We start from the raw sequence: 26,131 nt of genomic DNA on the forward strand, positions 1-26,131 counted from the left end.
GCGAAAGCTTTAAAGCCTTTGTCGTTATAATAACGCGTTGTACACCTAAGCATATTGCGCTCTGGCCGGCGGTGAGTTGATTACTCAACATGAGGACCACGTAGGCGAAACCTATCGCGGTCCGTTCGGGCGGTGACTTGCTCGCGATCAGCCGCTCCTCGTTTTGAGAAGAATCCTCATACGGCTTGATAGGTCGTGTTTGTGACAGCCGCACGCGGCACGTCGCGCACGAACCAACGTCATCGCATCATTTGCCCCATCTCAGCGACAGTTCCAGCACCTCGGCGTACCTACCCTGCACCTTGGCATCGTACGACAGATGCTTGCGTAGAATAGGTTCGCGGGGCGGATCGGCGCATCTTCTCCCTCGCAAGCCATCACGATCATCGGGCGTCGCCGCTCCTTCGCCCGCTCCTCCCCCCGAAAGCGACGGTGCAGGTCGACCCGGTGATCGTGATGGTGAGCCGACCCGAGAAGCCGCTCACCAAGGATGGACACGATGAGTATGGATGGACTTTTCACCCTCGGTGCAACCCGCCGCGACGTCTTGTTGGCCAGTTTTTCAGCAGCGGTCATAGCCGGACTGCCAGTCGCTTCGTCATCCGGCGCCCAGCAAAACCCACATGTTCCCACCCCTCAATCAGGACGCAAAACAATGAGCACCATCACAACCAAGGACGGTACGGAAATCTATTACAAGGACTGGGGTAGGGGTCCGCCAATAACCTTCTCACACGGCTGGCCGCTGAATTCCGACGCCTGGGATGCACAGATGCTCTTTCTGGCCCATAATGGCTTCCGCGTGGTTGCTCATGACCGGCGGGGCCATGGCCGCTCCAGCCAGGCCACCTCCGGCAACGACATGGATGGCTACGCGGACGATCTTGCAGCCGTGATCGAGGCGCTGGATCTCCGGGACGCCACGCTGGTCGGGCATTCAACCGGGGGAGGCGAGGTCGCTCGCTATATCGGGCGGCACGGGACGGAACGCGTGGCCAAGGCTGTTCTTATCGCCGCTGTTCCGCCGATCATGGTGAAAACGCCGGCCAATCCGGAAGGTCTGCCGATCGAAGTGTTCGACGGCATAAGGGCCGGCCTCCTCAAGGATCGCTCGCAGCACTATCTGGACCTCGCACAGCCGTTTTATGGTGCAAACAGGCCAGGCGCCACGGTCTCCCAGGGGGTTCTGAATCAGTTCTGGCTCTGGAGCATGCAGGTCGGTCTCGTGAATGCATATGAATGCGTCAAAGCGTTCTCCGAAACCGACTTCACCGAGGACCTCAAGAAATTCGATATACCGACCTTGATCCTGCATGGCGAGGACGACCAGATCGTCCCGGTCAAGGATTCGTCAGTCAAGTCGGAGCGGCTGATCAAGGGCGCAAAGGCCATATATTACCCCGGCGCGCCCCACGGGATCACGGCCACACACCAGGACCAGGTGAACGCCGATCTGCTCGCCTTCATCAAGGGCTAGTGCTCTCAAGCGGCGGTCATGGCTGGCCGCACAACACCGGTGCGGCCAGCCTGACTATGAAAACTCAGCATCGATGGCTCCTGGAGATGCTTTCTGGTCTCAGCCGTCCGAGTTCACGCTGAGAACTGCGGTTGGCAACTGCGGCGGCTCTCGTGAAAATCATCAGAGGCAATGCAAATGGGTATACTTTCAGGAAAGACCGCGTTGATCACCGGGGGAAACAGTGGGATTGGGCTATTCGCCGCGAAAGCTTTCGCGTCGGAGGGGGCGCAGGTCGTAATCACCGGCCGGAGACAGCGTGCGGTCGAGGAGGCAGTCTCCGAGATCGGAGCCGGCGCACTGGGCATTCAGGGTGATGTAGCCGACGTGGCGCACCACGAGGATGTCGCGCGACAGATCCATCAGAGGTTTGGGGCGTTCGATATCTATATGGCGAACGCCGGCGTGAACACCATCACGCATTCGTCGGCAGTTTCCGAAGCCGAGTACGATGCGCAGTTCTCTATCAATGCGCGCGGCGTCTTCTTTGGTGTGCAGAAACTGATCCCGCTGATGCGCGATGGCGGCGCAGTCATACTGACGGGATCAATCGCCAGCGAGAAGGTCTTGGAAGGCCATGCCGTTTATGCAGGCTCCAAGGCAGCCATCGGCGCCTTCGCGCGCAGTTGGGCGATAGAACTGAAATCGCGTCGCATACGCGTCAACGTGCTCAGCCCCGGCCCCGTGGATACGGCTATTCTCGACAAACTGGGTGTCCCGGCCGAAATGCGAGCATCCTTCGAGAAGTCCATGGCCGAAGCAATTCCCCTTGGTCGAATGGGCCAGCCGGAAGAACTGGCAAAAGCCGCTCTGTTCCTGGCATCGGACGCAAGCAGTTTTGTCACCGGTGTCAATCTGCGGGTCGACGGCGGAATGGCATTGCTTTGAGCTGGGGTAGCCAAGTCGCTGCCGTTTGACGGTCGAGCGTCGATCGCCATCCCACTCGGCCAGATCCAAGGTGAAAGGTGGTTTTATAGCTCCCCGGTCTCAGAACCTGTGTCAGGGCCCCCACGCACTTTCAAGGTCCTTTGGAAAGCGTGAAGAGGACCGGGGCGACGCCCCGGTCCTTCCAGGTTCTACAATTTTCGGGTGCTAGTGACCCCAGATGCCCTGGCCCGGGTCCTTGCTGGGAGCAATCGGCTTGCGCACGGTCTCCTGCACGCCGGCATCGTTGCCCGTCTTCCTGATCGAGGAGGTGTGCATGCTCTCGGAAGAAGTTGCGGGTTGCTGGACCGAGTTTGATCCGTAGTGATCGCTTCCGGCGACGGCGTTTCCTGCTGCAACAAGAAGGATTGCGGCAGCAAGAGATGTGTTCTTCATTTTGGTAACTCCATGGTTAATTTTGGATCGTATTCACAATAACAATATAAATGCTGCGTCATTGCGGAACGATCAGACGATGTGGCTGTTTGATCCATACGAAAGCATGGGCTGTGAAGGCCTAAGGTCAGGGGCAATGTCGTTCGCGGTGGGAGTCTTGCCGTTACGCCGGGGCGGCAGTGGTGTTTGGAGGCAGCAGCTCCATGGATTTGTATTGGTCACGAACCCCTGCGCTGCCGGCGATCCGCGTGCGGAATACCCAGGTCACCTGATCGCAGCGATGACCCACCCTGCACCTTGGCATCGTATGACCGACCATTCCGCACAATAGGTCGGCGCCCCGGATCGGCGCATCCTTCTCCACATTGGTCAAACGGAAGGCCGACAAAGGAGAAAGCAAATGCGAAATGTCACTGGAATCCTGGCGCTGGCCGCCGCGCTTGCCGTCGCGGGTGGCGCAACGGCGCAGGCGGCCGGAGCGAAGCCCAAGCCGACGATCGTGCTGGTGCACGGGGCCTTCGCCGAATCGTCGAGTTGGGACGCGGTCATAACCAAACTCGGCAGGGACGGCTATGTGGCGAAGGCGGCAGCCAATCCCCTCCGCAGCGTCGCCAGCGATGCCGCGGCGGTCTCGGCCATCATCCGGTCGGTTCCCGGACCGATCGTGCTGGTGGGGCATTCCTACGGCGGACCCGTGATCACCGAAGCCGCCAACGGCAATCCCAATGTGAAGGCCTTGGTATACGTGGCCGGATTCGCGCCGGATAACGGCGAATCGAGCGCCACCTTGTCCAGCATGTTTCCCGGCAGCACTTTGGCAAGCGCGCTTGCTCCAGTCGCGTCGCCGAACGGCGGCCAGGATCTCTTCATCCAGCCGGACAAATTCCGAGCCCAGTTCGCGGCTGACGTTCCCGAAGAGCAGTCGTCGCTGATGGCCGCCACCCAACGCCCGATCGCGCAGGCAGCCCTGGCCGAGCCCTCGGGCGTAGCTTCATGGAAAACGCTGCCGTCCTACATGATCTACGGCACCGATGACCGAAATATCCCGGCAGCCGTCATGAGCTTCATGGCCAAGCGCGCGCACGCCGTGAAGACGGTCGTCATCGAGGGTGCGTCCCACGCGCTCATGGTCTCGCACCCCGACGAGGTCACCTCACTTATCGAGGACGCCGCATCGGCCAGCGAGTAGCTCGCCGGAAAGCCGACATTCGACCAACACCCCGCAAATCAACACCCTCAACAAAGGAGATTGGAAATGAAGATCGTCGTCATCGGCGGAACCGGGCTGATCGGTTCCAAGACTGTGGAAAGACTGCGCAGGAAGGGACACGACGTGCTTGCGGCCTCACCGAATTCGGGAGTGAACACCGTCACCGGAGAAGGGCTGGCCGTCGCTCTTGCCGGGGCACAGGTCGTCGTCGATCTCGCGAACTCACCGTCATTCGAGGAAAAGGCCGCGCTCGAATTTTTCGCGGCATCCGGGCGTAATCTTCTTGCAGCCGAAGCGGCCGCCGGCGTCCGCCATCACGTCGCGCTGTCTGTGGTCGGCACCGACCGGCTGCAGGACATGGGGTATTTCCGCGGCAAACTGCTTCAGGAAAAGCTGATCAAGGAGTCCGCTATCCCCTACACGATCGTGCACGCCACACAGTTCTTCGAGTTCACCGCCGCCATCGCAAACACCGGCGCCGTAGGGGATACCGTCCACATGTCACCGGCGTACTTCCAACCAATGGCAGCCGACGACGTTGCCGATGCGATGGCGGACGTCGCCCTAGCAGCGCCAGTGAACGGCACGATCGAAATTGCCGGCCCCGATCGCGTTCGTATGAGCGAGCTCGTCGGTCGCTTTCTAAAGGCCACCAACGATCCGCGCAAAATCGTCTCGGATCCTGGCGCTCTCTACTACGGTCAAGTGGCAATCGACGATCAAACGCTTGTCCCCGGCGAGAACGCGCGTATCGGCGCCGTCCACTTCGACGACTGGCTCAGCCGATACACGCCACCGGCGTAAGTACTGAACGCCGGTTTCGCGACCCATCAGACCAGCATTCCCTAGCTCTCATTCCAACAAGGATATCGGACATGATCAGGAAACTCCTCTGTGCAGCGCTCGCCGCCGCATCCGTCACCGCAGCAATGGCCAAAGACGCGGACAGCGTGAAGCTCGTCTACGACCACGCCCTTCCAAATGTGCCCGGCAAGAGCTTGAAAGCCGTGCTCGTCGAGTACGGGCCGGGCGGGACATCGCCGGCGCATACCCATCCCAGTTCCGCGTTCATCTATGCCACGGTGCTGGAGGGGGCGATCCGAAGCCAGGTCAACGGTGGGCCCGTGAAGACGTACCGTGCAGGCGAAAGCTTCTCGGAATTTCCGGGCGACCATCACGCCGTCAGTGAAAACGCCAGCAAGACGGAACGCGCTCGCCTGCTTGCGATCTTCGTCGTCGATACCAACGAGACCAACCTGACGACCTACGCGAAATGAACTGGTGACGCCCTTGCCAAGGTAAGGGCGTCAAACCGACACACAATCGGCGAAGGAAAGGCACTGACATGGATGCGATCGCCAGGCGCACGCTTGCAGGGGTTTCGGTCCCCGATACGCCGCTTGTCGGCCGGGCGATCGAACATGCCCGCCAGCTATGTGAACCGTATTTGTTCAACCACGTGGTTCGATCATGGCTTTTCGCCGTCCGCATCGCACAGGTCCAGAACATCGAGCACGACGGTGAAGTTGTTGCCGTCGGAACCCTGTTGCACGACGTCACGCTCAACGAGACCTTCGCCGGGCCGCGCCGTTTCGAGGTGGAAGGCGCCGATCTGGCTCGCGCCTTCGTCCGGCAAGGCGGCTTCGACGAGCGTCGTGCTCAGTTGATATGGGACAGCGTCGCACTCAACTCGACGCCGTCGATCGGCCTCTACAAGGAGGCCGAGGTGGCGCTGTGCACAGCCGGCATCTGCCTTGATGTCGTGGGCCTGCAATACAGTTTCATCTCTTCCGCCGAGATAGCCAGGATCGTCGGCGAATTTCCGCGTCTTCAAATGAAGCGGCGGATGACGCGATGCTTTTGTCACATCGCCAAGGTGAACCCGGAAACGACCTACGACAACTTTGCCCGGGATTTCGGTGAGCGCTTTGTGGCCGGCTACAAGGCGCCGTCTTCCGTCGATTTTGTGATGAACACTCCCTTCGAAGAGTAAGCGAAACCTCGAACCTGATCTCTCCGGCTGCGGCCGCGAGACGCCTCAAGAGGGCATCATGCGAATTGACAGTCTACATCCAGAAACATCGGCGCGCCTTGCGGCGGTCGACCTCGACACGTCGCTGCGGGCAGCCGCGCTATGGCTGTCCAAGCCGGCCATAGGCCTGGTTGTCGTATGCCATGGCAGTGGCGAGGCGGCAGGCGTGCTGAGCAAGTCCGACCTTGTCCGTCATCTGGCGAATTCGGGGCCGGCGGAAGCGCCGGTATCGACACTGATGAGCCGGTCTTTCGTATCCTGTGGGCCCGATGACGACCTGCATTCGGTCTGGCAGACCATGACAACACAGCGGCTCCAGAACCTACCGGTGCTCGGCGGCGGCGCCAAGCCGATAGGCGTCCTCGATATCCGCGACGCGATGAAGGCGCTCTTCCAACAGGAAGAGCTCCAGGAGCGGCTGCTCGCCAACTATATCGGGGGCGTTGGCTACCAATAGAGGAGAATCTCGCGACGGTGCGATGAGCACGAAAGAGCGGGAGATCTGTCTCGCGAGATGTTTGGTCCCCCACTGGCGATGGTCCGCAGATCGCGGGACATATACTGCAATATGGTTTGGCTTCTTACTCGATCTAATCGACCACTCCCGTCCTCTATTGTACCGTCTTCAAGCAACTGAATTCTGCGTGAGCAAACATGAGGGTTACAATGTCTCGTCCGGAAGTGAAAGTGGATGTCTTCGACAGCCCGCCCGAGATTCCACGAGATGGCCTGCCCATTCAGCTAGCGACCGCCGGCATCGTTCATGACCTTGGCAATCTCATCCAGGTCGCCTCGTCGGCATTGAATCACCTGGCCCGTGACCCGAGCGTCTCGGCGGCTCCAGCGCTTGGGCATGTAATTTCGGGCGCCAGAACTGCCCTGGAACGAGCCGGCGCGCTTGTCCGCCAGACTATCAGTTCCGCCCGAGAGAGCCGCAGAGAAAGCGAATATGCAAATGTCGGCGCCTGTCTGGCTGAAATCGAGACCCTCATTCGAAGTGCGTCGGATCCCAAGATCCGCCTCGAGGTTCGAGTGACGCCGGACTTGCCTTCAGTGAGGTGCAATCGCCTGGATTTGCAGAACGCGATTCTGAACCTGGTATTCAACGCGCGCGATGCATCTCCCAACGGAGGCCTGATCTCGATAAATACCGCAGTGGTCTTTGATGGCTCCTCAGCCGCTCAGGTGGATATCACCACCGCCGACCACGGTGTGGGAATGACCGCCGAGACGATTGCCTTCGCATTCGATCCCTTCTTCACCACAAAAACGGAGGGCCTCGGCGGCGTCGGCCTGCCAATGGTCAAGCGCTTTGCCGAAGAGTCAGGCGGAAGCATCGATATTCAGAGCGCGCCCGGGGCAGGCACAACTGTCACGCTACGTCTGCCCGCGATGCGATAGCGACCGGGCAAGCTACATCCAGCCTCACGCAACGCACATCGAGAGATAGAGATGCACGCAAAGGTCACAGAAAACATTCAGCAGCATCGGTTCGAGCTCCCGATCACCGGTCAAGCCTTCGCAGTGGCCTACTATTCGCTCCAAGACGGCAAGGTAGTGTTGATACATACCGAAGTGCCTTTGGAATTTTCCGGACAGGGGATCGCGTCGCGGTTGGCGCAAGGCACCTTCGAATTGCTCCGCAAAACGGGCCGCAAAGCGGTCTTGAAGTGTCCCTTCATGAGCGGCTTCGTCGCCAGGTATCCGGAATACACCGATGTCGTTGCAGGGTGATCAGGCCCCGAATACAGCTGTTTGCAAAAAAAGGTCTGAGTCGAGATGGACGACCAATATAATTTGCAGAGGTTCGTCAACGCTCAGGATCCGGTCTACGGCGACGCCCTGGCTATACTGCGTCGAGGCGTGATGTGTACTCCATACATGGAGTTGATCTTCCCGAGGTTGGCTGCCGGGCTAAGCGACACTGACGCCGATCCGTACGCGATCACATCACTCGACGAGGCAGGCGCTTACCTCCAATCGCCGATACTGGGCGGTCGTTATCGGGAATGCGTCGGCACACTGCAACGACTTTCCAATCTAAGTGCTCGCGCGGTCTTCGGTGATGAAGATACAAAGAAATTGCACGCGTCCCTAACGCTGTTTTCCGAAGCAAGTAACGACGAGTTCCTGCTCAAGACCATCTTCGACGTCTGGTTCGACGGTCAAATCGACGAGGGCACGATGCGCAAACTCTACTCGATGTCATAACGCCGCCGGCGACCGGCGGATGTGGCCACCGCCGAAACCGTCACCGCCCTATTCTTCCTGTGGCAGAGGCATCAACCCGTGTTCGCCTGGTACGTCGGGGAAGCGGCCTTCGCGCCAGTCCGCCTTTGCCTGCTCAATCCGTTCGGCTGAGGAGGAGACGAAGTTCCAATGAACATAACGTGGTTCGGAAAGAGGCTCGCCGCCGATCAGCATCAGCCGCGCGGCATGGAAGGCAGGCGCCTGGAGCACGATCTCAGCGTCCGGCTCCAGCATGATCAATTCGCCTTCACCGAACGTGCCAAGTTGGCCCATGACTTCGATCTCGCCGGCGACAACATAGATCGCACGCTCGAGATATCCGGGTTTCACCTGATATCGCGCACTGCTGGTGAGCACGATTTCGGCGCAGACCAGGTCGGAGTACGTCCTTGCCGGAGACACCAACCCGTCGGAAACCCCGGCGATTAAAGTGAACTCGACCCCGTCGCCACAGATCCGTGGGATTTCGGGAGCGCCATAATGTGAAAAGTGGGCGGCAACTTCTTCGTGCTTGGTGGGGAGGGCCACCCAGGCCTGAACGCCGAAGAGATTGCTTCCTGGTGCTCGGGCTTCTGGCGACGTGCGTTCGGAATGGACGATGCCGGACCCGGCCGTCATCCAGTTGACCTCGCCGGGGCGGATGGTCTGCACTTCACCGAGATTGTCGTGATGGATAATCTCCCCGTCGAACAGATAGGTCACGGCCGCAATCCCGATATGCGGATGCGGCCCCATGTCGAAACCGCGACCTGCGTCGAATACCGCGGGGCCGAAATGGTCGAACAATATGTAGGGACCGATCATCAGGCGGTTCGAGGAGGGCAGTACGCGCCGTACCTTCAAACCGTCGGCAAAATCACGCATACTCGGCTGCCTAAGTGGGTCGATGCCGACGATGTCGCTTTGGCGGATGGTCATGAATCTAGTCCTTTCGAATGCCTGGTCGACCACGTGCTCGAGCGTGCTCCAATGGGGCGGTGTGGAAGACAGCCTGAATGGCTTTCAGGAGCGCAAATTTGGAGCTCTTGTGCTGCTGGCCGGGGATGCCGGTTTCGCCATAGGCCAACGTCCCCCTCGACAGGGTTGCCGCAAGATCTTCGGCCATCTCGGGCCTGTCGTGCAGGAGCGGCGCGAACCTCTGCTGGTCTATCTCGTAGACCAAGACGTGGGTCATCGCCCGCAATGTCGACGTCTCGCCAATACCTGCGAGCAGGCCGGTCTCGCCGAAGAAGTCGCCAGGTGCAAGCCGGCCAACCTCCTGCACGTTAGCATTGCTTTGGACATGTTGCCGGACGATGACGCCCTTCCGGACAATCATGAGGGATGGCAGCATCTCTCCTTGTTCTGCAATGACGTCGCCCTTGCGGTAGCTGCGAACCAGGATCGTCGCGGCAAGCGCCTCCTGCTCGGCATCCGTTAGCGTCGAGAAGATCGGTATGGCCTTGATCAGGTCGATCGCGGCGAAGCCTTGGGAGGTCGCCGTCCCGTCGATTGGCTGGGAGGTCATGGCAATCGAAGCCGAAAGTGGCGCTGCCAGCAGCACCCCGACCGACCTTGAATGGCGATAGACCAGATCGAAAATTTCGTTCCGAGCTGTAATCCGCTGGTCAAGGCTGGCGACGCGAAATGACAGCTCGATCCCGATTGCCGCCGCATCCAGGCTTGTGATGGCTACCACGGGCGAAGGGTCTTGGAGGATCGAGTTGCAGCTCAGGAGGACCATGCGCATCGTGTCTACGATGATAGCCGGCGTCTTGGTCAGAGTCATCTTTACCGTCACGGTAAGTCCATGGCTCTCGTCTGGGCCGCTAAGGTTTGTTACCCCGATTTTGGCGACAAGGCTGTTCGGAAGTGCGATGACGTTGTGGGCCGGGGTGAGGAGTTGGGTCGAGCGCCAATTGGTCTCTACGACGCGGCCCTCGGTTCCGTCGTTCAGAATGATCCAGTTTCCAAGCACATAAGGGCGGCCGAGGTTAAGCGCGATTCCCGAAAATACGTCGCCAAGCGTATTCTGGAGCGCCAAACCTAGCATGACGGCAAAGACGCCCGACGTGGCGATGAGCGTTCCGACCGGCACGGCAAAGACGAACGCCAGGATTGAAAGGAGCATTCCCGTATAGATGATGCCGACCACGACATCCTGCAGGAGGCGTGCCTCGCGCGGCTGCCGCTCGAACACGATATAGATACGGACAAACCCAATTAGCGCCCAGGCAAGATGGACCCACCACAGCAGCTTGACCGATCCGATGAGGATCGCTCCACTGGTCGTCCCATCGCTTCGTGCGGGCTCGTATGGGACGACCCGCAGTTCGAGAACCATGATCGACATTGCGAGGAAAAAGACGAGCTGGACGATCAACCTCGCATTGGCGAAGCGTCCCGGAACGAGGTTCCAAACGACGATTCCGGCGAGGCCGAGCGACACGATGTAGATCAGAGGTGAGTTCCACCAGTTCATCACCGGACCCAGATCGACCATGATCGCAATCCCTGTTTTTCATCATTCGGAGCAGAGCGGTTGCTGGCGCTCGACATAAAGTTGTCTCGTCGCCTCGACGCAACGGTTCGGTCCAAAGCGTGTTGCTATCGGCGCCTTTGAGACGGGCTGGCGAGACACGATCATCGCCTCTTCCCATCTACGTTTGGTCGCCGGCCACGGCGATCGCGCCTTTGCCGCCGGCCCCCTTGTTCTTCTCGAGCACCGCTTCAGTGATCGAGTTGGGCAGCCGCCGTGGCTTCTCGATTAAGCCTAGCACCGGCAGTGCGATCAGGAAGAAGGCGAAGTAGTAAAGCGTCGCCAACTGAGACATGACGACGTAATTCCCTTCGGCCGGCCGCGAACCAAGCCAGCCGAGAAACAGTCCGTTGGCGACGAAGAGCCAAAAGAACACCCTGTACCATGGCCTGTAAACGGCCGAGCGAACCTTGGACCGGTCGAGCCACGGCACGACGAAAAGCACCACGATCGAGCCGAACATGGCGAGCACGCCACCAAGTTTGGAATCGATCGGCCCGACATTGAAGGTGATGGCGCGCAGGATCGCATAGAAGGGCAGGAAGTACCATTCCGGCACCATGTGCGCAGGCGTCTTGAGCGGATTTGCGACGGTGTTGTTGTCAGGATGGCCGAGATAGTTCGGCAGGTAGAAGACGAAATAGGCGAAGAAGAACAGGAACACGATGATGCCGAACGCGTCCTTGACGGTCGCATAGGGTGTGAAGTCCACGACATCGGTTTTTGATTTCACATCAATGCCGGCTGGATTGTTCTGCCCGACGACGTGAAGCGCCCAGACATGCAAGGTCACCACACCTGCAAGCACAAACGGCAACAGGTAATGCAACGCAAAGAAGCGATTCAGCGTCGGATTGCCGACCGCGAAACCGCCGAGCAGGAGCCGCTGGAACCAGTCGCCGGCCAGTGGGATGGCCGTGAAAAAGTTGGTAATGACGGTGGCTCCCCAGAACGACATCTGTCCCCAGGGCAGCACATAGCCCATGAAGGCGATCGCCATCATAAGCAAGAGGTTGGTGCATCCGAGCACCCACAGCAGCTCACGCGGCGCCTTGTAAGAGCCGTAGTAGAGCCCGCGGCAGATATGGATGTAGGCGGCAATGAAGAAGAAGGAGGCGCCGTTCGCGTGGAGAGAGCGCAGCAGCCATCCCGAATTCACGTCGCGCATGATCTTCTCGACTGAATTGAAGGCCAACCCGGTATCTGGATCGTAATGCATGGCAAGCACGATCCCGGTCAGGATCTGCGAAACCAGCATGACCGTGAGAATGCCGCCGAACGTATAGGCGTAGTTCAAGTTGCGCGGGACGGGATAGACGATGAAGCTATCGTGCACCAACCTCGGCAGCGGCAGGCGGGCGTCGAACCAGCGTTCGATACCGGTCTTGGGCGTATAGGTCGAATTTTTGTCGCTCATCGAAATTGCCCCATCTCAGCCGATACGGATTCTGGTGTCGGAAATGAATTGGAACACCGGCACCGCCATGTTCTCGGGCGCTGGGCCTTTGCGGATGCGGCCGGCAGTATCGTATTGCGAGCCGTGGCACGGGCAGAGCCAGCCTCCGAACTCGCCTTGCTGACCAACCGGGATGCAGCCGCTATGCGTGCAGACCTGGACCATCACGATCCAGGCTTCCTTGCCCGGCGCTGTGCGGTTGGCGTCGATTGCAGGCGCATCGGCCGGCAGATTGGCGTTACGGGCGACCGAATCCTTGAGCTCGGCCAAGCTGACAGCTCTGCCGTCCTTGATTTCCTTCTCCGTGCGGTTGCGCACGACGACGGGCTTGCCGCGCCATTGCACGACCAGCGACATTCCCGGCATCAGCGAGGAGACGTCGACTTCCACCGCGGCCACAGCCTCGGCGGGCAATGCGGCAGTGCCGGTTTCGGTCTGGGATAGCTCGGCCATGACGACGACTCCTCTGATTGGAAAGCTGCTTCAGTGCGTCGGCGTGCAGTCGGAAAACCCGGCCGCGGCCTTTCGCCGTTCGCGTTTGCTCATTTCGAGTTGAACTATGCCGGCCGCAGCGGGATGTGGGCCATCGTGCCAAGGGCCCATGTGTCCAATACTTTCGTTTATGAGCCCTGAGCGAAGGACTGCGGGACTTTCGAGGACGCCAGGCGTAGTGGATGCGAATCCTTGGTTGTTGCCGTTCCCCACTTGAGCGGGATTCCGGCATTGCACGGGCAATCGCAGAACGATTGCTTGGCTTGATCATACCTCGGCATAGGCACGCCTACCTGTCGGTGTCGTAGCCTTCCTCCCCGGCAAGTGAGATCTTCTGGAACCTGATGGACGCCGCTGGCAAGTGCCCAGCTAGGCGGGCGCCGCCGCCGGACAATTGCGAAGCTTCGTCAGGATTCAAAAAGGGAAAACCCGTGAAACTTTACTATAGCCCTCTCGCCTGCAGCCTGGCCGACCACATAGCACTGGAGGAGGCGGGTGCCGCCTTCGAGCGCGAAACGGTCAATCTCAAAACCAAACGAACGGGCTCCGGTGATGATTTCACCACGGTCACGCGCAAGGGGTATGTTCCTGCCCTCGTGCTGGATAGCGGGGAAACGCTGACAGAAAATATCGCCGTCCTCGATTGGATTGCGTCGCAGTACCCGGCACTGGGAGTGGAAGGGCCAATGGGCCGTACCCGCGTTCTCGAAGCGCTGACCTACGTCTCGACCGAAATACACCGAAGCTTCAAACCCATGTGGCACCAAGGCAGCGATGCTGAAAAGGCCAAGGCGCGGACCACGATTACATCGCAACTTGATCTCTTCGCGGACGGTCTCAAGACGGATTTTCTGTTCGGCGAGAAACCCAGCGTAGCGGACTTCTACCTTTTCGTGATGCTTCTTTGGGCAGTCCGCTTCCAAGTCCCTGTTCCAGCTCCTTTGGAAGCGTTGCGCGCCCGAATAGCGGCCCGTCCGGCCGTTCGCATCGCAATGAAGCGCGAGGGCCTTGTCTAAGTGCGAGACCGGCCGCGTGTCGTGTCAACCTTCAGCCACGACACATTACGAAGGAGTTTGTCCATGCTTCTGTTCCTGCAGAACCTCCACCTGATCGCTACCAAGCGCGGCGACGGGCTACGCCCCGAATTTCTAAGCATGGAAGGCGAGGCGGGACTCGGCATGACCTTCCCATGTGATCGCGTCATTCCAGCTCAATGTATGTCTGAACAGCGCTCGGCGGAGCCACCGACGCCTCGGCTGTCCAAGGGGGTTGCCAAGGCATGCCGGCCGGGAACGCCAAGCCGATGAATGAAGCTGATGCCGGTGCCGCGCCATAACAGGTGGCATCCGGACGGTGCCGTGAAAGAGGTTGCAAGAATGGAAAATACAAGACGGCCGGGACAAATTGATCCCTATCGCAGGGCGTTCGTCGGCGTTGCTGCAATGGGTCTGGCTGCTGCTCAGTTCGCGACAGTTCGCTCAGCCGAGGCGCAACGCGTTTCAGGGCTGGACGGAGCAACGGCAGGACCATTGCCGGCTGCCTCGTTCGCAGCGCTCAGGCAAATCGACGCCGGCCTGCTGAACGTCGGCTACGCTGAAGCTGGTCCGTCCAATGGTCCCGTTATTATCCTCCTTCATGGCTGGCCCTACGACATCCACAGCTTTGTCGATGTCGCTCCCCTGTTGGCGATGGCGGGATATCGCGTGATCGTTCCCTATTCGCGTGGCTGTGGCACCACGCGCTTTCTTTCAAGTCAGACTGTCCGCAACGGCCAGCAGTCTGTGCTGGCTGTCGATGTCATCGAATTGATGGACGCGCTGAACATCGGCGAGGCAATCGTCGCCGGCTATGATTGGGGCGCGCGCACAGCCTGCATCATAGCGGCGCTCTGGCCGGAGCGTTGCAAAGCTCTCGTTTCGGTCAGTGGCTATCTGATCGGCAGTCTCGCGGCAAACAGAATGCCGCTGCCGCCGAAGGCCGAGCTCCAATGGTGGTATCAGTACTATTTTGCGACGGAACGCGGCCGGGCCGGCTACGAACAATACCGGCGCGATTTTGCAAACCTTATCTGGCGGATCGCCTCGCCGAAATGGGATTTTGATGACGCCACCTTTGAGCGCAGCGCGGCGAGCCTCGGCAACCCGGATCACGTCAGCATCGTCATTCACAATTACCGCTGGCGGCTCGGGCTTGCCGAAGGCGAACCGGAATATGACGGCCTGGAAAAACGGCTGGCCGAGAGCCCGTTGATCACGGTGCCGACCATCACCCTTGAGGGGGATGCCAATGGCGCACCCCACCCCGACAGCAGTTCCTATGCCAAGAAATTTTCGGGCAGATACGCGCATCGGACCATCACGGGCGGAATTGGCCACAACTTGCCGCAGGAAGCCCCACAGGCTTTCGCCCAGGCAGTCATAGACGTCGGCGAATACTGATCGGGCGAACTCGTGACCAACTGATGCGGAGATGATCCGCGAATTGGGTAAATCCAACTCCGCCCCTCCGGCCCTATGCCGGTCGACCAGTGGCGTTTCGATCAAGATTGAAAGGGATCTGTTGTGGATTCGACATTGCCATCCGCTGTTGCTCAACCGGTCGTCGCGCAACTGACGCGGGCCGCGATATTTCTTGTTGTGACGGTCATTTCCGGACCAGAACACGAAGCGACCGTGCGCGCCTTATGTTGCGATCTTTCCACACTTCTGCGCGCGGTCGGCTCCCGTGACCTCGAGGGCCGGCTCTCGTGTGTCATGGCGTTTGGTTCCGATGTCTGGGACCGCTTGTTTGGAGCCCCCAGACCGAAGGACCTGCATGCATTTCGCGAAATCCAAGGTCAGCATCATGCCGTCTCGACGCCGGGCGACATCCTCTTTCACATTCGTGCATCGCGTATGGACCTTTGCTTCGAACTGGCGACACAGATCATGTCGCAGCTCGACGGCGCAGTCTCCACGGCGGATGAGGTGCACGGCTTCAACTATTTCGATGACCGCGACCTGATCGGCTTCGTCGATGGCACAGAGAACCCGGTGGATGAGCGCGCCGTCAAGGCCGCGATCATCAGCGAGGAGGACCCCTCATTTGCCGGAGGCAGCTATGTGATCGTGCAGAAGTACCTGCATGATCTGAAAGCATGGAACGCGCTTCCAATCGAGGATCAAGAGGGAATTGTTGGCAGAAAAAAGCTCTCAGATATCGAACTGGACGATGACGTGAAACCGACCTCGGCGCACAATGCGCTGACCACGATCGTCGAGGACGGAGAGCAGTTGGAAATCGTACGCGACAACATGCCGTTCGGCGACGTCGGCAAGGGTGAGTTCGGTACCTATTTCATCGGCTACGCCCGTTCTCCGCGCAGAATCGAGCAGATGCTGGAAAACATGTTCATCGGCCGGCCGCCAGGCAACTACGATCGGTTACTGGACTTCAGCCGCGCAGTCACTGGCACATTGTTCTTCGTCCCGTCGACGACATTCCTGGAGAACCTTGCAACGGGGGAAGTCATCTCGACCACTGGTCCGGGCCTGTCGGGTTGACCTGTTTGGAGTAACCGTCAACAGGTTCCCCACCGAATATGAAACGCACGAACGACACCCCCACTTTGGCTTTCCAACGCTACACTGGCCTTGGGCGATGAACGGAAACGGTCGATGTTTCCGGTCTGTGCTCGAAAGTCGCATAAAACGCAGTCTGGAACTTGGTCTGGTATTTTTCGCTGCTGACATTCGGTCAGCTCTATCCTTGAATTCCATCTGGTCCGGCGCCGCAGATGATGGCACAGACGCACTCGCCTGAGCTGAACCGCACCCGACCCTCCGCAATTGCGGCAACCGCGGCAGCACCGCTTAGATCAGCCGCAAGGCCCATCTCGAACCACAAGCTTTTGGCGGCGCACAGCATCTCGGAATCGTCGACAAGCACGATCTCATCGACGCTATCGCGCACAATGTCGAAGATGCGATCGTCGGTTTTGGCGCAGGCCATCGTCGCGACAGATGTCGTGATCTTGTCCAGGGCCACATTGTGTCCGGCTTCGAGGGCGCGCAGCAGCACCGGCGAGCCTGTGGCCTCAATTCCAATAACGCGCACATGCGGCGCCAGCGCCTTGATCGCTGTCGCCACGCCGCTGACCAGCCCACCGCCGCCCATGGCGACCAACACTGTCGTCACATCCGGCATCTGGTCGAGGATTTCGAGGCCGACCGTGCCTTGCCCGGCGACCACAGCCGGGTCGGCGAAGGGATGGAAATAGACGGCGCCGGTTTCGCGGACGAAGGCTTGCGCGGCCTCGTTGGATTCGTGCCAGGCCGAGCCGACAATGTGGGTGGCCGCTCCCCAGGCGCGCAGCTTCTCGATCTTGGCCGGCGAGGCGTTGGTCGGCAGGAAGATGGTGGCCGGCACACCGGCCATGAGGCCCGCGCGGGCGGTGGCTATGCCATGGTTGCCACCCGACGCGGTGACGATGCCATGCTCCAGCGCGGCGGGGTCGAGCGAGAGCAGCCTGTTGGTGGCGCCGCGTGCCTTGAACGATCCGGTGACCTGCAGCAGTTCCAGCTTCAGCAGCAGGTCGACGCCGCCGGCCAGCGGCGTCTTGAGGTTGCCGGCGGCAATCATCGGCGTACGCCTGACATTGCCTTCGATGCGCGCGGCGGCAGTACGGATGTCTTCCAGCGCGATCACGCCAGCTCTCCTTCATAGCGCGTAGCGACGGTGACGCAGCAATTGCCGACAACGACACGGCCGGGCTGGCGGCGGCCATAGACGATGCCGTCCGAGAGGTAGCGCACGGTCTCGGGCGCGCGGCCGGGGTCGGCCAGGTCGTGGATGCGGCCGGCGTCCTGGCCAGCATGGACCTCGGCGCCCAGCGCGTGGAACGGTTCGAACACGCCATTGGTGGTGGCCAGCACATAGCCGTCATGGCCGGGAATGCGCAGGATGTTTTCGGGCCTCGCGGCAGGCGGCCTGCCTGTCGGCGGCAGCACGCCGAGGTGGCTCAGCACATTGCGCACGCCCTTGCGGCAGATGCCGAGCGCGTCGAGCGAGACCGTGCCGGCGCCGGCCATCTCGGTGCCGACCGTGGTCAGCCCGGCCCTCACCGATGTGGCCGTGGAGGTGCGCGGCTCGCCGAGATTGTCGATGACGACGGTGAGCGGAGCATCGAAGGCGAGCACCGCCTCCGTGTTGCGCTTGCGGTGGGCGGCGTCGGGCGCCGGCTCGATGATGGCGCTGGGCAGGATGTTGAGCGAGGAACCGCCGGAGTGAAGATCCATATAGGCATGCCCAAGCGGCATGACGACGTCGCTGACATAGGCCGAGATCTGCTGGGTGATGGTGCCGGTTGGATCGCCTGGGAACGTGCGGTTGAGGTTCAGCCCGTCGACGGGCGAGGTGCGGCGGCCGGCCAGCACGGCCGGCAGGTTGATCGCCGGCAGGAAGATGATGCGGCCGCTGACCATGCCCGGGTCGAGATCGCGGATGAGTTCGCCGAGCGTGATCGGCCCCTCATACTCGTCGCCATGGTTACCGGCCTGCAGGATGACGGTCGGCCCGCTGCCGTTCCGGATCACCGCGAGCGGAATGCGGGTCGCGCCCCAGGCGTCGTCATGCGGCGAATGCGGAATGTCGACGAAGCCGATCTGCTTGCCGGAACGGTCGAAATCGATGGTGGTGCGGGCGGTGGACATGCGGGCCATGTTTCTCTTTGAAACTCTAGGGGATGGAGGTGGCGAGGGAGAGGCGGCGAGGGCGGAAAGGCCCCCGCCGCCGAAGAAGTCAGATCGGCGGCAGGGTCGGCAGCGTGGTGCCGATCCACTTCTGCGACAGCGCCGAGAGCGAGCCGTCGAGCATGCCGAGATGGATGTAGGTGTCGAGCCAGCGAAGCAGCTCCGGGCTGCCCTGCTGGATGCCGATGTAGCAGGGCGAGAATTGCAGGATGAATTTGGGTTTCAGCTGCACCTTGGCGTCCTTGTCCATCAAATCCTTGGCCACGACATCGGCGGTGGCCAGCAGTTGCGCCTGGCCGGAGGTGAAAGCGGCTGCGGCGGTGGCGTCGTCGTCGAAGCGCACGATCTTGGCGTTGGGCGCGGCCTTGGTCAGTTCGAGATCCTGCGTCGTGCCGCGCGCCACCGCGATGGTCTCGTCCTTGAGCTCGGCCGGGCTCTTCACCGTGATGCTGTCGGGGCCGAAGACGCCGATCGAAAGCGCCGCATAGGGCGAGGTGAAGGCGATCTGCAGCGCGCGTTCCGGCGTCGCGCCCATGGCGGCGATGACGATGTCGAGGCGGTCGGTGACCAGATAGGGCACGCGGTTGGCGCCGGTGATCTGCTGCAGTTCGAGCTTGACGCCCAGCGCCTCGGCGATCTTCCTGGCCATGTCGACATCGAGGCCGACCGGCTCGTTCTTGGCGTCGACCGAACCGAAGGGCGGCACGTCGATCGGCACGCCGATGCGCACCGTGCCAGCGGACAGGATTTTCTGCAGGTCGGCCGCTCGCGCCGGCATTGCCGAGACGGCGCCGGCCAGGAGCACGGCTGTGACGATCCTGGTGAGATGCTTGAACATGGAACTTCCCCTTTTTCTGGTTGGACTTTCTTTTCCTAGTGAAGGACGGCGCTCAGGAAGCTCCTGAGTTCGGCCGTACGAGGCTCGAGCAAGGTCTCACGCGCTGGCCCATCCTCGTGGATGCGGCCCTCATGCATGAAGATCACGCGGTCGGCGACGTTCTTGGCAAAGTTCATCTCATGGGTGACGAGCATCATGGTCATGCCTTCGCTGGCGACGCTTTCGAGCACGCGCAGCACTTCGCCGACCAGTTCGGGGTCGAGCGCCGAGGTGATCTCGTCGAACAGCATCAGGGTCGGCTGCATGGCCAGCGAGCGCGCGATGGCGACGCGCTGCTGCTGGCCGCCGGACAATTCGTCGGGATAGGCAAGCAGCTTGTCGGCGAGGCCGACCTTGGCGACCACGGCGCGGGCGACTTCGCGGGCGGCCGGCGTGTCGAGCTTGCGCACCAGCTTCAGCGCCAGCGTGACGTTGCGCTCGACATTGAGATGCGGGAACAGATTGTAGCTCTGGAATACCATGCCGGCGCGCTGGCGCAGAAGGTTGAGGTCGGCCCTGGGCGCGGTGACGTCGATGCCGTCGACGACGATGCGGCCGGCCTGCACCTTCTCCAGCCCGTTGATGCAGCGAAGCATGGTCGACTTGCCCGAGCCGGAGCGGCCGATGACGGCGACGATCTCGCCTTTTTCCACGTTGAGCGAGATGCCCTTCAGCACCTCGATGGCGCCGAAGCGCTTGCGGATATCGGCGATTTCAACGAGCGACATGAAGTCTCCTTTCCAGCATGCGGGCGAGCTGGGAGAGGGAAAAGCAGATGACGAAATAGATGGCGGCGGCGGTGAGGTAGACCGGCAGCGGGGCAAAGGTCGCGCCGCTGATGATCTGGCTGGCGCGGGTCAGTTCGACGAAGCCGATCAGCGCGGTGAGCGAGGTGTTCTTCACCAACTGGACGAGGAAGCCGACGGTCGGCGCGACGGAGATGCGGATCGCCTGCGGCAGCACGACATGGCCGAGGCGCTGCGCGTAGGTGAGGCCGAGCGCGGCACCCGCCTCCCATTGCCGCTGCGACACCGATTGCAGGCTGCCGCGCCAGATCTCGCCGAAGAAGGCCGAAGCGTAGATCGACAGGGAAAGTGCCGCCGCCGTCCAGGCGTCGACCGAGAGGCCGATCAGCGGCAGGCCGAAGAAGAAGACGAAGAGCTGGCCGAGTAGCGGCGTGCCCTGGATCAGGTTGATCCAGGCGATGGCCAGCCAGTTGAGCGGCTTGAATGGGATGACGCGCAGGACGGCGACGACGATGCCGAGCAGCCCGCCGCCCACCGTGGCGGTGAGCGCCAGCAGCATCGTCCAGCGCGCGGCCTCGATCAGGTAGACGATATCGGTGCCGCCAAATTCGCGGATCATCGGCGCGGCCTCCTGACGAAGACCATCCAGTAGACGCCGGCGAAGAAGGCCCGGAAGCCCAGGGTCAGCACGAGATAGGAAATGGTGATCAGCGTGTAGGTCTCGAAGGAGCGGTAGGTGCGCGAGTCGATGAAGGCGGCCTGGTGGAACAGCTCGGTGGCGCCGATGGAGGAGACGACGCTGGTGGTCAGCATGATCAGCACGAACTGGCTGGCCAGCGCCGGGTAGATGGTCTTGACCGCCTGGAACAGCACGACATGGCGGAAGGTCTGGCCGGCGGTGAGGCCGAGCGAGCGGCCAGCCTCGACCTGGCTCTGGCGCACCGACTGGAAACCGGCGCGCAGGATCTCCGCGCCATAGGCGCCCATGTTGATCGACAGCGCGATCAGCGCAGCGGTGTTGGCGCCAAGCTTGATGCCGATCGAAGGCAGGCCGAAGAAGACGATGAACAGCTGCACCAGCAGCGGCGTGTTGCGCAGCGCCTCGACATAGACGCGAGCGCAGGCGCGCAGCGGCATCAGCGGGCTGATCGAGGCCATGGCGACGATCAAGCCGATGGCAAGGCCGCAGAGCATGGTGACGACCGAGAACTGCAAGGTCAGCAGCACGCCTTGCACAATCTCGGGGATATAGCGCAGCAGGACATCAAATTTGAAATTATAGCTCATGGAAGTAGAGCGTCCCCCTATGCAACTCCAGGCAGATCGCTATTTTCCGCTCGGATTTGCTGGACACCACGCTATCGTCGCTTCATATGTGACGTCAAGCGTCATCTATGAAGCGGATGCAAATGACGGACGACAAGCTGAATTACAGCGCGCCGGCCCTGGAAAAGGGGTTGGATATCCTCGAATTGCTGGCCAATGCCGGCCAGCGCATGGGCACGCGCCAGATCGCCGAGGAACTGGGGCGATCGAAGAACGAGATCTTCCGCATGGTCCATGTGCTGCTTGCGCGCGGCTACCTCCAGCGCGATGAGGGCGGCGAGGGGCTGATGCTGTCGAACAAGCTGTTCGGGCTTGGCATGCAGACGGCGCGCGCCCGCGACCTGGTCAGCACGGCGGCCCCCATCGTCGAGCGCTTCGCCGAGGAGGTGCACCAGGCGGCGCATCTGGTCGTCGCGCATCGCGGTGAAACCGTCATCATCGCGGCGGCATCGGGCGGGGCGGACATGAACTTCTCGCTCAAGCTCGGCTATCGCCGGCCGCTGGCGGATGCCCATTCCGGCCTGGTGCTGATGGCGTTCCAGCCCAAGCCCGTGCGTGACCGGATGATCGCCGAATGCCTGATGCTGATGCGTGAGCCGCCGGACCCGACGACGCTCGCCGCCGAACTCGACGCGGTGCGCGAGCGCGGCGCCATCATCCACGAGAGCCGCGACATCATCGGCGTGACCGACGTCGTCTGTCCGATCATCGCCGGCGACGGGCGCGCCGTGGCCTGCGTGACGGTGGCGGCGGTCAGCCGACGCAGCGCCGCGCCCAATTTCGAGGCCATGCTGGCGCGGCTGAAGCTCGCTTGTGCCGAGATCGCGCATGAGCTTGGAGGGTAGGGAGGCTCAGCCCGCGACGATGATGTCGCGCGGCGTGCGGGACAGCACCTCCGCACCGGCCGTGGTGACAAGCACATTGTCGATGATGCGGGCGCCAAGGCCTTCGGCGCCGATATAGACCGGCGGCTCGATGGTGACCACCATGCCGGCCTTCAGCATGTGCGGGCTGTCGCCGATCATGTGCAGCGGCTCGGCCCAGCTCGGCGGAAAGCCTGGCCCCAGCGCATAGCCGGACGTGTGGACACGGCAGGCTTCGAGCCCGGCCTCGCCGATGACGGCGCGGGCCGCCTGGTGCGGCACGGTTGCCGGCACGCCGTCGCGAATCGCCGCGATCATGGCGTCGCCGGCGCGCAGCACGATGTCGTGCAGTTCGGCCATGCGCGGCGTCGGCTTGCCCAGCGCGAAATTGCGGCCGATGGTGGCTGTGTAGCGGTTGAAGGTGGCGCCGAATTCGAGATTGCCGAAATCGCCATGTTCAAGCCGGCGCGCGGTCGGCGCGCCGTGGCTGTAGGCGGAGCGCGGGCCGGAGACGAGGTTGATCGGGCTGGCGGCGATGCCGCTGCCGTTGCGCAGCAAGGTCTCGTGGATGGTGCCGGCCAGCGCCAGTTCCGACAGGCCCGCCGCGAACTCGCCGGCAAAACGCTCCATGCCAAGGTCGGCAAGGGCCGCCGCGCGCCTGATATAAGCGATCTCGGCCGGCGACTTCACCAGCTTCAGGCCGGCGATCAGTTCCGTCGCCTCGGCAAGCAAGGTATCGCCGATGACGGCGCGAAGGCCGAGACAATGATGTGGGTGAAGATAGTAGGCCGGCACTTCGAGGCCGACGCGCCTGCCTAGCACGTCGTGGCGCCGCGCCACGTCGGCGAAGGCCGCGACCGGATCCTCGTTCTCGCCGCCGCCGAAGCCATGCACCTCGTCGGCAGCTGAATCCGTTTCGAATTCGTGCACTTCGCCCTGGCGTGTCAGCACGACGAGCGGCTCGTTGCGCGCGCCGACCAGCAGGCATTGGAATTCCTGGTAGCTCTTGGCGTCGCTGCCGGTCAGCCAATGGATGGAGGCGGGGTGAACGGCAATCAGCCAGTCGAGGTCGCGTGCGGCCATGGCGGCGCGGACACGCGCCAGACGATCGGCGAATTCGGCGGCGGTGAAATCGTGTTTCGACATTAGCCTCGCGTCACCGCCATCGCCTCGATCTCGATCAGCAGGTTCTCGAAGGCAAAGCCGGCGACGCGGATCGCAGTCACCGCCGGACCGGGCTCGGGGAAGAATCGCGCTGCACGCGGGCAATCACCGCGCGCGTCGCCTCGATCCCGGCCCAGCTGCCTTCGGCGTGATAGTAGATATAGAGCTTGGCGACGTCGCTTTCGTCGAGCCCGCCTTCGGCCAGCGTGCGGCGGATGAACTCGAAGACGTTGCGGGTCTGCGTCTCCATGTCGTCGCCGACGGCCTGCGCCTTGTTGTCGGCCGAGATCTGGCCGCCGATCAAGGCGAGCCCGCCAATCTTCCAACCTTGCGTGAACTGGGTGTTGGGAATGCTCCAGTCCCAATGGTTGGCCGGCTGCAGGCGCTGCTTGTCGTCGCCGAGCATGCCGATGCCCTCGACCTGGATCAGTTCGCCGGCATTGCCCATGCCCTGGATGCGCAGTCCGGCACCGGCCGCCGAAGGCACCGACATGTAGCGGCGGCGCACATTGGTCATCTTCTCCCAGTAGTCGGTGACCTCGCGGCCTTCGCCGAAAAAGCGGAAATAGGTGTTCTGGCGCATCAGGCTGTGGCGGTCGCCGCCGCCCGACCGCAGCATGGTGTCGAGGTTGCGGAAGGCCTCGTCGGTCTGCACCTCGATGTCGCCGAGCCCGAGCACATTGCCTTCGGCATCGAGCGAGCGCTGGCCGCCGACAAACAGCATGTCGCCGACCTTCCAGCCATGGACGAAGGGCAGCTCCCTGCGCCAGCGCCAGTGACCCGGGGGGTCGAGCAGTTCGCGCTTGCCGCCGATCACCACCCAGGCGTCGACCATCAGCAGCGCGCCCTCGCGGTCGAGGCCGCAGCGGATTTCGGTGGTGGTCGGGCCGGGAGCGGTGAAACAGCCGGCGCGCACGGCATCGAGTTCGTCGAGCAAGGCGCCCACGGCATCGGCCTTGCAACTGAAATAGATGTTGTGCTTGACCACATCGGTCATGCCGGCGCCGGCCTGGGCGAGAAGGGCCGCCAGCCGATCGAAAATGACGCGCGCCTGACCCGTTATGCCGGTTGCGACGATATTGCCGCTGACGTCCGTCGCCATCAGCCCGCCGATGAAGACCAGGTCACCGGCGCGGACGGCCTGCGGCGCCGATCCTTCGATATCGCTGAATGTCCGCATCCGCACCACGTATCCTCCCGCTGATTTTCTACTTACTTACCTGCAAGTCAGTGTTCCGTCAAATGCTGGGGATGCAGCAAAGCTTCGGCGTCCACGGCCAACGCATTTGGCTATGATGGAAGCATGGACGAGACCGACACCAGACAGGCGATCAAGGATACGGCGCTGGAGCTTCTGGTGCGCCACGGCTATCGCGGCACCAGCTTCGGGGATATTTCGGCGGCGCTCGGCACGACGCGCGCCAACATCCACTATCATTTCGGCAACAAACAGGCGCTCGTCGACGAGGTGCTTGACGACTACATGCAGGCGACGCTGAGCGGCTTGCGGGCTGTCTGGTCGCATGAGGGGTCAAGCCTCGAGGAGCAGGTCGAGGCGATGATCGCCTACAGCCGCGCCCGCTTCCGGCATTTCAACCCAGCCGGCACAGAAGGGCAAAACTGGAGCCTGATTTCGAGGCTGCGGCAGGATGCCGACCTCCTTGATGCCGACGGCCAGAAGATGCTCGGCCATTTCAGCGCGGAGCTCTCGGCGTTGTTTGCCGGCGCGCTGTCGGCGGCGGGCCGGCGCGGCGAGTTGTCGCCGAATGTCGTGCCCGGCGACGCCGCGCTGCTGTTCGCGGCGATCGCCGACAACGCCGCGCCAATTACACTGGGCGAAGGTGGCTTTGACGCGTTGGAGAAGACCTATCGCAGCCTGATACGGATGATCCAAATCTGACTCACCGAAACGACAATGTGAAACCCCATGTTATAGCAGTGAGCCTCGCTTCCTCTGACATTCTGTCTGAAGAATTGGTCGTCTGCTCGGCTTACCTTGAGACATTCTCGGTTGCTGGCTTAATCAGCCCCGCAAGTGTGATCTTGGTCATGAGCTTGTGCTTGGACTTGTCGTGGTGGCGATAGTCCTTCCAGCGGAAGCTGACCAGAACTCCATGATCCAGGCTCACGAGGCGGCTGTTGGCGATGGCGACGCGGTAGGTGTAGCGACCAAGGTAGGCGAGGACCTGTTTTGGACCGCCGAACGGGGGCTTGGCGTAAACGACCACTCGATCCGCTTCAGTCCAGCCAGTTGGGCGCAGAAAGTAGCAGGGTCGGCCAGGCTAGCGAGATCGCTGAAGAAGCGAAGCTGGCCGGCGTCGAAGGCGTCTCGGAGGCGCTCTAGGAATAGGCGGTGACAATCGGGCGGTTACTCTATGCTGATGGTTTCGTCAGGAGAGCTCCTTCTATAACGACTCCGGAATTCACGTATTTCCACAGCGCAACAAACAGTTTCCGAGCGAGGGCGACCATGCCGCCTTCTTGCACCGGCCACCATTCGGGATGACTCGCGCCCTGAACCACTGGCTCAGTGCGAATTGGGTTGATGGGGCACCCAGACCCACGCAACCTAGACAAGCGTCGGCCGGAGCCTAGGATTGCCGGACTTCGAGACTCCCTGCTCGCAATTAAT

28 protein-coding genes and 2 pseudogenes are annotated in these 26,131 nt (G+C 61.6%); 15 read left to right on the plus strand and 15 right to left on the minus strand.

Annotated features, from left to right (window positions below; translation table 11 throughout):
• The first annotated feature begins 499 nt into the window (after nucleotides 1–499).
• Nucleotides 500–1,477: an alpha/beta fold hydrolase gene (locus tag LB547_RS21705; protein WP_140523145.1), complete on the plus strand. Its 978-nt coding sequence runs from the start codon at nucleotides 500–502 to the stop codon at nucleotides 1,475–1,477.
• 177 nt (nucleotides 1,478–1,654) lie between these two features.
• Complete coding sequence (locus tag LB547_RS21710) at nucleotides 1,655–2,404, plus strand: glucose 1-dehydrogenase (RefSeq protein WP_140523148.1); 750 nt, start codon at nucleotides 1,655–1,657, stop codon at nucleotides 2,402–2,404.
• Between the two features lie 204 nt (nucleotides 2,405–2,608).
• Here LB547_RS21710 and LB547_RS21715 read toward each other — a convergent pair whose 3' ends face one another.
• Entirely contained in the window at nucleotides 2,609–2,836 is a 228-nt protein-coding gene (locus LB547_RS21715) for a DUF680 domain-containing protein (protein ID WP_013896614.1), read from the minus strand.
• A 418-nt stretch (nucleotides 2,837–3,254) separates the two neighbouring features.
• Between LB547_RS21715 and LB547_RS21720 the strand changes: the two genes are divergently transcribed.
• From LB547_RS21720 to LB547_RS21755, 8 genes are all read left to right on the plus strand, one after another.
• Entirely contained in the window at nucleotides 3,255–4,025 is a 771-nt protein-coding gene (locus LB547_RS21720; protein ID WP_085984582.1) for an alpha/beta fold hydrolase, read from the plus strand.
• A gap of 66 nt (nucleotides 4,026–4,091) precedes the next feature.
• Complete coding sequence (locus LB547_RS21725; RefSeq protein WP_140523151.1) at nucleotides 4,092–4,850, plus strand: SDR family oxidoreductase; 759 nt, start codon at nucleotides 4,092–4,094, stop codon at nucleotides 4,848–4,850.
• Between the two features lie 71 nt (nucleotides 4,851–4,921).
• Entirely contained in the window at nucleotides 4,922–5,323 is a 402-nt protein-coding gene (locus LB547_RS21730) for a cupin domain-containing protein (protein ID WP_140523153.1), read from the plus strand.
• Between the two features lie 68 nt (nucleotides 5,324–5,391).
• The gene (locus LB547_RS21735) at nucleotides 5,392–6,039 is read left to right on the plus strand and encodes a hypothetical protein (RefSeq protein ID WP_140523156.1); all 648 of its coding nucleotides are present in this window, start codon (nucleotides 5,392–5,394) and stop codon (nucleotides 6,037–6,039) included.
• Between the two features lie 58 nt (nucleotides 6,040–6,097).
• Nucleotides 6,098–6,535, plus strand: a complete 438-nt coding sequence (locus tag LB547_RS21740; RefSeq protein ID WP_140523159.1) for a CBS domain-containing protein — start codon at nucleotides 6,098–6,100, stop codon at nucleotides 6,533–6,535.
• Between the two features lie 209 nt (nucleotides 6,536–6,744).
• On the plus strand, nucleotides 6,745–7,479 hold the full coding sequence (locus LB547_RS21745) for a sensor histidine kinase (protein ID WP_140523162.1): 735 nt from the start codon (nucleotides 6,745–6,747) through the stop codon (nucleotides 7,477–7,479).
• Between the two features lie 51 nt (nucleotides 7,480–7,530).
• A complete protein-coding gene (locus tag LB547_RS21750; RefSeq protein ID WP_140523165.1) occupies nucleotides 7,531–7,812 on the plus strand; it encodes a GNAT family N-acetyltransferase in 282 nt (93 codons plus the stop codon).
• A 45-nt stretch (nucleotides 7,813–7,857) separates the two neighbouring features.
• On the plus strand, nucleotides 7,858–8,289 hold the full coding sequence (locus LB547_RS21755) for a DUF1810 domain-containing protein (protein WP_140523168.1): 432 nt from the start codon (nucleotides 7,858–7,860) through the stop codon (nucleotides 8,287–8,289).
• Nucleotides 8,290–8,337: 48 nt separating this feature from the next.
• Here the strand turns inward: LB547_RS21755 and LB547_RS21760 are convergent, their stop codons facing one another.
• From LB547_RS21760 to petA, 4 genes are all read right to left on the minus strand, one after another.
• Nucleotides 8,338–9,246, minus strand: a complete 909-nt coding sequence (locus tag LB547_RS21760) for a pirin family protein (protein ID WP_140523171.1) — start codon at nucleotides 9,244–9,246, stop codon at nucleotides 8,338–8,340.
• Nucleotides 9,247–9,250: 4 nt separating this feature from the next.
• The gene (locus LB547_RS21765) at nucleotides 9,251–10,810 is read right to left on the minus strand and encodes a mechanosensitive ion channel family protein (protein WP_140523174.1); all 1,560 of its coding nucleotides are present in this window, start codon (nucleotides 10,808–10,810) and stop codon (nucleotides 9,251–9,253) included.
• A gap of 157 nt (nucleotides 10,811–10,967) precedes the next feature.
• The gene (locus LB547_RS21770) at nucleotides 10,968–12,263 is read right to left on the minus strand and encodes a cytochrome b (protein ID WP_140523177.1); all 1,296 of its coding nucleotides are present in this window, start codon (nucleotides 12,261–12,263) and stop codon (nucleotides 10,968–10,970) included.
• Nucleotides 12,264–12,278: 15 nt separating this feature from the next.
• On the minus strand, nucleotides 12,279–12,755 hold the full coding sequence (gene petA, locus LB547_RS21775; RefSeq protein WP_023767325.1) for a ubiquinol-cytochrome c reductase iron-sulfur subunit: 477 nt from the start codon (nucleotides 12,753–12,755) through the stop codon (nucleotides 12,279–12,281).
• A 470-nt stretch (nucleotides 12,756–13,225) separates the two neighbouring features.
• On the opposite strand from petA, the gene LB547_RS21780 reads away from it, so the two are divergent.
• From LB547_RS21780 to LB547_RS21790, 3 genes are all read left to right on the plus strand, one after another.
• Nucleotides 13,226–13,810, plus strand: a complete 585-nt coding sequence (locus tag LB547_RS21780) for a glutathione binding-like protein (protein ID WP_140523180.1) — start codon at nucleotides 13,226–13,228, stop codon at nucleotides 13,808–13,810.
• Between the two features lie 360 nt (nucleotides 13,811–14,170).
• The gene (locus LB547_RS21785) at nucleotides 14,171–15,232 is read left to right on the plus strand and encodes an alpha/beta fold hydrolase (protein WP_140523455.1); all 1,062 of its coding nucleotides are present in this window, start codon (nucleotides 14,171–14,173) and stop codon (nucleotides 15,230–15,232) included.
• 123 nt (nucleotides 15,233–15,355) lie between these two features.
• Nucleotides 15,356–16,336: a Dyp-type peroxidase gene (locus LB547_RS21790; protein WP_210239471.1), complete on the plus strand. Its 981-nt coding sequence runs from the start codon at nucleotides 15,356–15,358 to the stop codon at nucleotides 16,334–16,336.
• Between the two features lie 199 nt (nucleotides 16,337–16,535).
• On the opposite strand, the gene LB547_RS21795 is transcribed toward LB547_RS21790, so the two are convergent.
• From LB547_RS21795 to LB547_RS21820, 6 genes are all read right to left on the minus strand, one after another.
• Nucleotides 16,536–17,480, minus strand: a complete 945-nt coding sequence (locus tag LB547_RS21795) for a threonine/serine dehydratase (RefSeq protein WP_140499646.1) — start codon at nucleotides 17,478–17,480, stop codon at nucleotides 16,536–16,538.
• Nucleotides 17,477–18,493: a succinylglutamate desuccinylase/aspartoacylase family protein gene (locus LB547_RS21800; RefSeq protein WP_140499644.1), complete on the minus strand. Its 1,017-nt coding sequence runs from the start codon at nucleotides 18,491–18,493 to the stop codon at nucleotides 17,477–17,479. The genes LB547_RS21795 and LB547_RS21800 overlap by 4 nt, the downstream gene beginning before the upstream one ends.
• 79 nt (nucleotides 18,494–18,572) lie before the next feature.
• Nucleotides 18,573–19,361 carry a transporter substrate-binding domain-containing protein gene (locus LB547_RS21805; protein WP_056570895.1) on the minus strand — a complete coding sequence of 263 codons (789 nt, stop codon included), beginning with the start codon at nucleotides 19,359–19,361 and terminating at the stop codon, nucleotides 18,573–18,575.
• 35 nt (nucleotides 19,362–19,396) lie between these two features.
• Nucleotides 19,397–20,128: an amino acid ABC transporter ATP-binding protein gene (locus LB547_RS21810; RefSeq protein WP_140499643.1), complete on the minus strand. Its 732-nt coding sequence runs from the start codon at nucleotides 20,126–20,128 to the stop codon at nucleotides 19,397–19,399.
• The gene (locus tag LB547_RS21815; protein WP_140499641.1) at nucleotides 20,115–20,765 is read right to left on the minus strand and encodes an amino acid ABC transporter permease; all 651 of its coding nucleotides are present in this window, start codon (nucleotides 20,763–20,765) and stop codon (nucleotides 20,115–20,117) included. The genes LB547_RS21810 and LB547_RS21815 overlap by 14 nt, the downstream gene beginning before the upstream one ends.
• Complete coding sequence (locus LB547_RS21820) at nucleotides 20,762–21,433, minus strand: amino acid ABC transporter permease (protein ID WP_140499639.1); 672 nt, start codon at nucleotides 21,431–21,433, stop codon at nucleotides 20,762–20,764. Before LB547_RS21820 ends, LB547_RS21815 begins: the two co-directional genes overlap by 4 nt.
• Before the next feature lie 122 nt (nucleotides 21,434–21,555).
• On the opposite strand from LB547_RS21820, the gene LB547_RS21825 reads away from it, so the two are divergent.
• Nucleotides 21,556–22,317 carry an IclR family transcriptional regulator gene (locus LB547_RS21825; RefSeq protein ID WP_181165404.1) on the plus strand — a complete coding sequence of 254 codons (762 nt, stop codon included), beginning with the start codon at nucleotides 21,556–21,558 and terminating at the stop codon, nucleotides 22,315–22,317.
• 6 nt (nucleotides 22,318–22,323) lie between these two features.
• On the opposite strand, the gene LB547_RS21830 is transcribed toward LB547_RS21825, so the two are convergent.
• Nucleotides 22,324–23,481, minus strand: coding sequence for a M24 family metallopeptidase (locus tag LB547_RS21830; RefSeq protein WP_140523182.1), 1,158 nt, complete (start codon nucleotides 23,479–23,481; stop codon nucleotides 22,324–22,326).
• A gap of 76 nt (nucleotides 23,482–23,557) precedes the next feature.
• Nucleotides 23,558–24,679, minus strand: a complete 1,122-nt coding sequence (locus LB547_RS21835; RefSeq protein WP_140762140.1) for a RidA family protein — start codon at nucleotides 24,677–24,679, stop codon at nucleotides 23,558–23,560.
• A 123-nt stretch (nucleotides 24,680–24,802) separates the two neighbouring features.
• On the opposite strand from LB547_RS21835, the gene LB547_RS21840 reads away from it, so the two are divergent.
• Nucleotides 24,803–25,399 (plus strand): TetR/AcrR family transcriptional regulator, encoded by a 597-nt coding sequence (locus LB547_RS21840; protein WP_140499631.1) that lies wholly within the window; start codon nucleotides 24,803–24,805, stop codon nucleotides 25,397–25,399.
• A 160-nt stretch (nucleotides 25,400–25,559) separates the two neighbouring features.
• On the opposite strand, the pseudogene LB547_RS32660 reads toward LB547_RS21840, so the two are convergent.
• Together LB547_RS32660 and LB547_RS21850 are read right to left on the minus strand one after the other, a co-directional pair.
• Nucleotides 25,560–25,849, minus strand: a pseudogene (locus LB547_RS32660) (transposase); the annotation flags it as partial.
• Nucleotides 25,850–25,872: 23 nt separating this feature from the next.
• Nucleotides 25,873–26,131 (minus strand): annotated as a pseudogene (locus LB547_RS21850) (IS110 family transposase); the annotation flags it as partial.

Origin of the sequence: Mesorhizobium sp. B264B1B (genome assembly GCF_020165765.1) — a bacterium.
Classification (GTDB): domain Bacteria; phylum Pseudomonadota; class Alphaproteobacteria; order Rhizobiales; family Rhizobiaceae; genus Mesorhizobium.

Coding starts and splice junctions, on each gene's coding strand:
- LB547_RS21770 (WP_140523177.1), bottom strand. CDS start 12,263: ATGAGCGACAAAAATTCGACCTATACGCCCAAGACCGGTATCGAACGC.
- LB547_RS21840 (WP_140499631.1), top strand. CDS start 24,803: ATGGACGAGACCGACACCAGACAGGCGATCAAGGATACGGCGCTGGAG.
- LB547_RS21745 (WP_140523162.1), top strand. CDS start 6,745: ATGTCTCGTCCGGAAGTGAAAGTGGATGTCTTCGACAGCCCGCCCGAG.
- LB547_RS21705 (WP_140523145.1), top strand. CDS start 500: ATGAGTATGGATGGACTTTTCACCCTCGGTGCAACCCGCCGCGACGTC.
- LB547_RS21760 (WP_140523171.1), bottom strand. CDS start 9,246: ATGACCATCCGCCAAAGCGACATCGTCGGCATCGACCCACTTAGGCAG.
- petA (WP_023767325.1), bottom strand. CDS start 12,755: ATGGCCGAGCTATCCCAGACCGAAACCGGCACTGCCGCATTGCCCGCC.
- LB547_RS21730 (WP_140523153.1), top strand. CDS start 4,922: ATGATCAGGAAACTCCTCTGTGCAGCGCTCGCCGCCGCATCCGTCACC.
- LB547_RS21835 (WP_140762140.1), bottom strand. CDS start 24,679: ATGCGGACATTCAGCGATATCGAAGGATCGGCGCCGCAGGCCGTCCGC.
- LB547_RS21830 (WP_140523182.1), bottom strand. CDS start 23,481: ATGTCGAAACACGATTTCACCGCCGCCGAATTCGCCGATCGTCTGGCG.
- LB547_RS21725 (WP_140523151.1), top strand. CDS start 4,092: ATGAAGATCGTCGTCATCGGCGGAACCGGGCTGATCGGTTCCAAGACT.
- LB547_RS21765 (WP_140523174.1), bottom strand. CDS start 10,810: ATGGTCGATCTGGGTCCGGTGATGAACTGGTGGAACTCACCTCTGATC.
- LB547_RS21750 (WP_140523165.1), top strand. CDS start 7,531: ATGCACGCAAAGGTCACAGAAAACATTCAGCAGCATCGGTTCGAGCTC.
- LB547_RS21825 (WP_181165404.1), top strand. CDS start 21,556: ATGACGGACGACAAGCTGAATTACAGCGCGCCGGCCCTGGAAAAGGGG.
- LB547_RS21820 (WP_140499639.1), bottom strand. CDS start 21,433: ATGAGCTATAATTTCAAATTTGATGTCCTGCTGCGCTATATCCCCGAG.
- LB547_RS21785 (WP_140523455.1), top strand. CDS start 14,171: ATGGAAAATACAAGACGGCCGGGACAAATTGATCCCTATCGCAGGGCG.
- LB547_RS21810 (WP_140499643.1), bottom strand. CDS start 20,128: ATGTCGCTCGTTGAAATCGCCGATATCCGCAAGCGCTTCGGCGCCATC.
- LB547_RS21740 (WP_140523159.1), top strand. CDS start 6,098: ATGCGAATTGACAGTCTACATCCAGAAACATCGGCGCGCCTTGCGGCG.
- LB547_RS21710 (WP_140523148.1), top strand. CDS start 1,655: ATGGGTATACTTTCAGGAAAGACCGCGTTGATCACCGGGGGAAACAGT.
- LB547_RS21805 (WP_056570895.1), bottom strand. CDS start 19,361: ATGTTCAAGCATCTCACCAGGATCGTCACAGCCGTGCTCCTGGCCGGC.
- LB547_RS21800 (WP_140499644.1), bottom strand. CDS start 18,493: ATGGCCCGCATGTCCACCGCCCGCACCACCATCGATTTCGACCGTTCC.
- LB547_RS21715 (WP_013896614.1), bottom strand. CDS start 2,836: ATGAAGAACACATCTCTTGCTGCCGCAATCCTTCTTGTTGCAGCAGGA.
- LB547_RS21815 (WP_140499641.1), bottom strand. CDS start 20,765: ATGATCCGCGAATTTGGCGGCACCGATATCGTCTACCTGATCGAGGCC.
- LB547_RS21755 (WP_140523168.1), top strand. CDS start 7,858: ATGGACGACCAATATAATTTGCAGAGGTTCGTCAACGCTCAGGATCCG.
- LB547_RS21735 (WP_140523156.1), top strand. CDS start 5,392: ATGGATGCGATCGCCAGGCGCACGCTTGCAGGGGTTTCGGTCCCCGAT.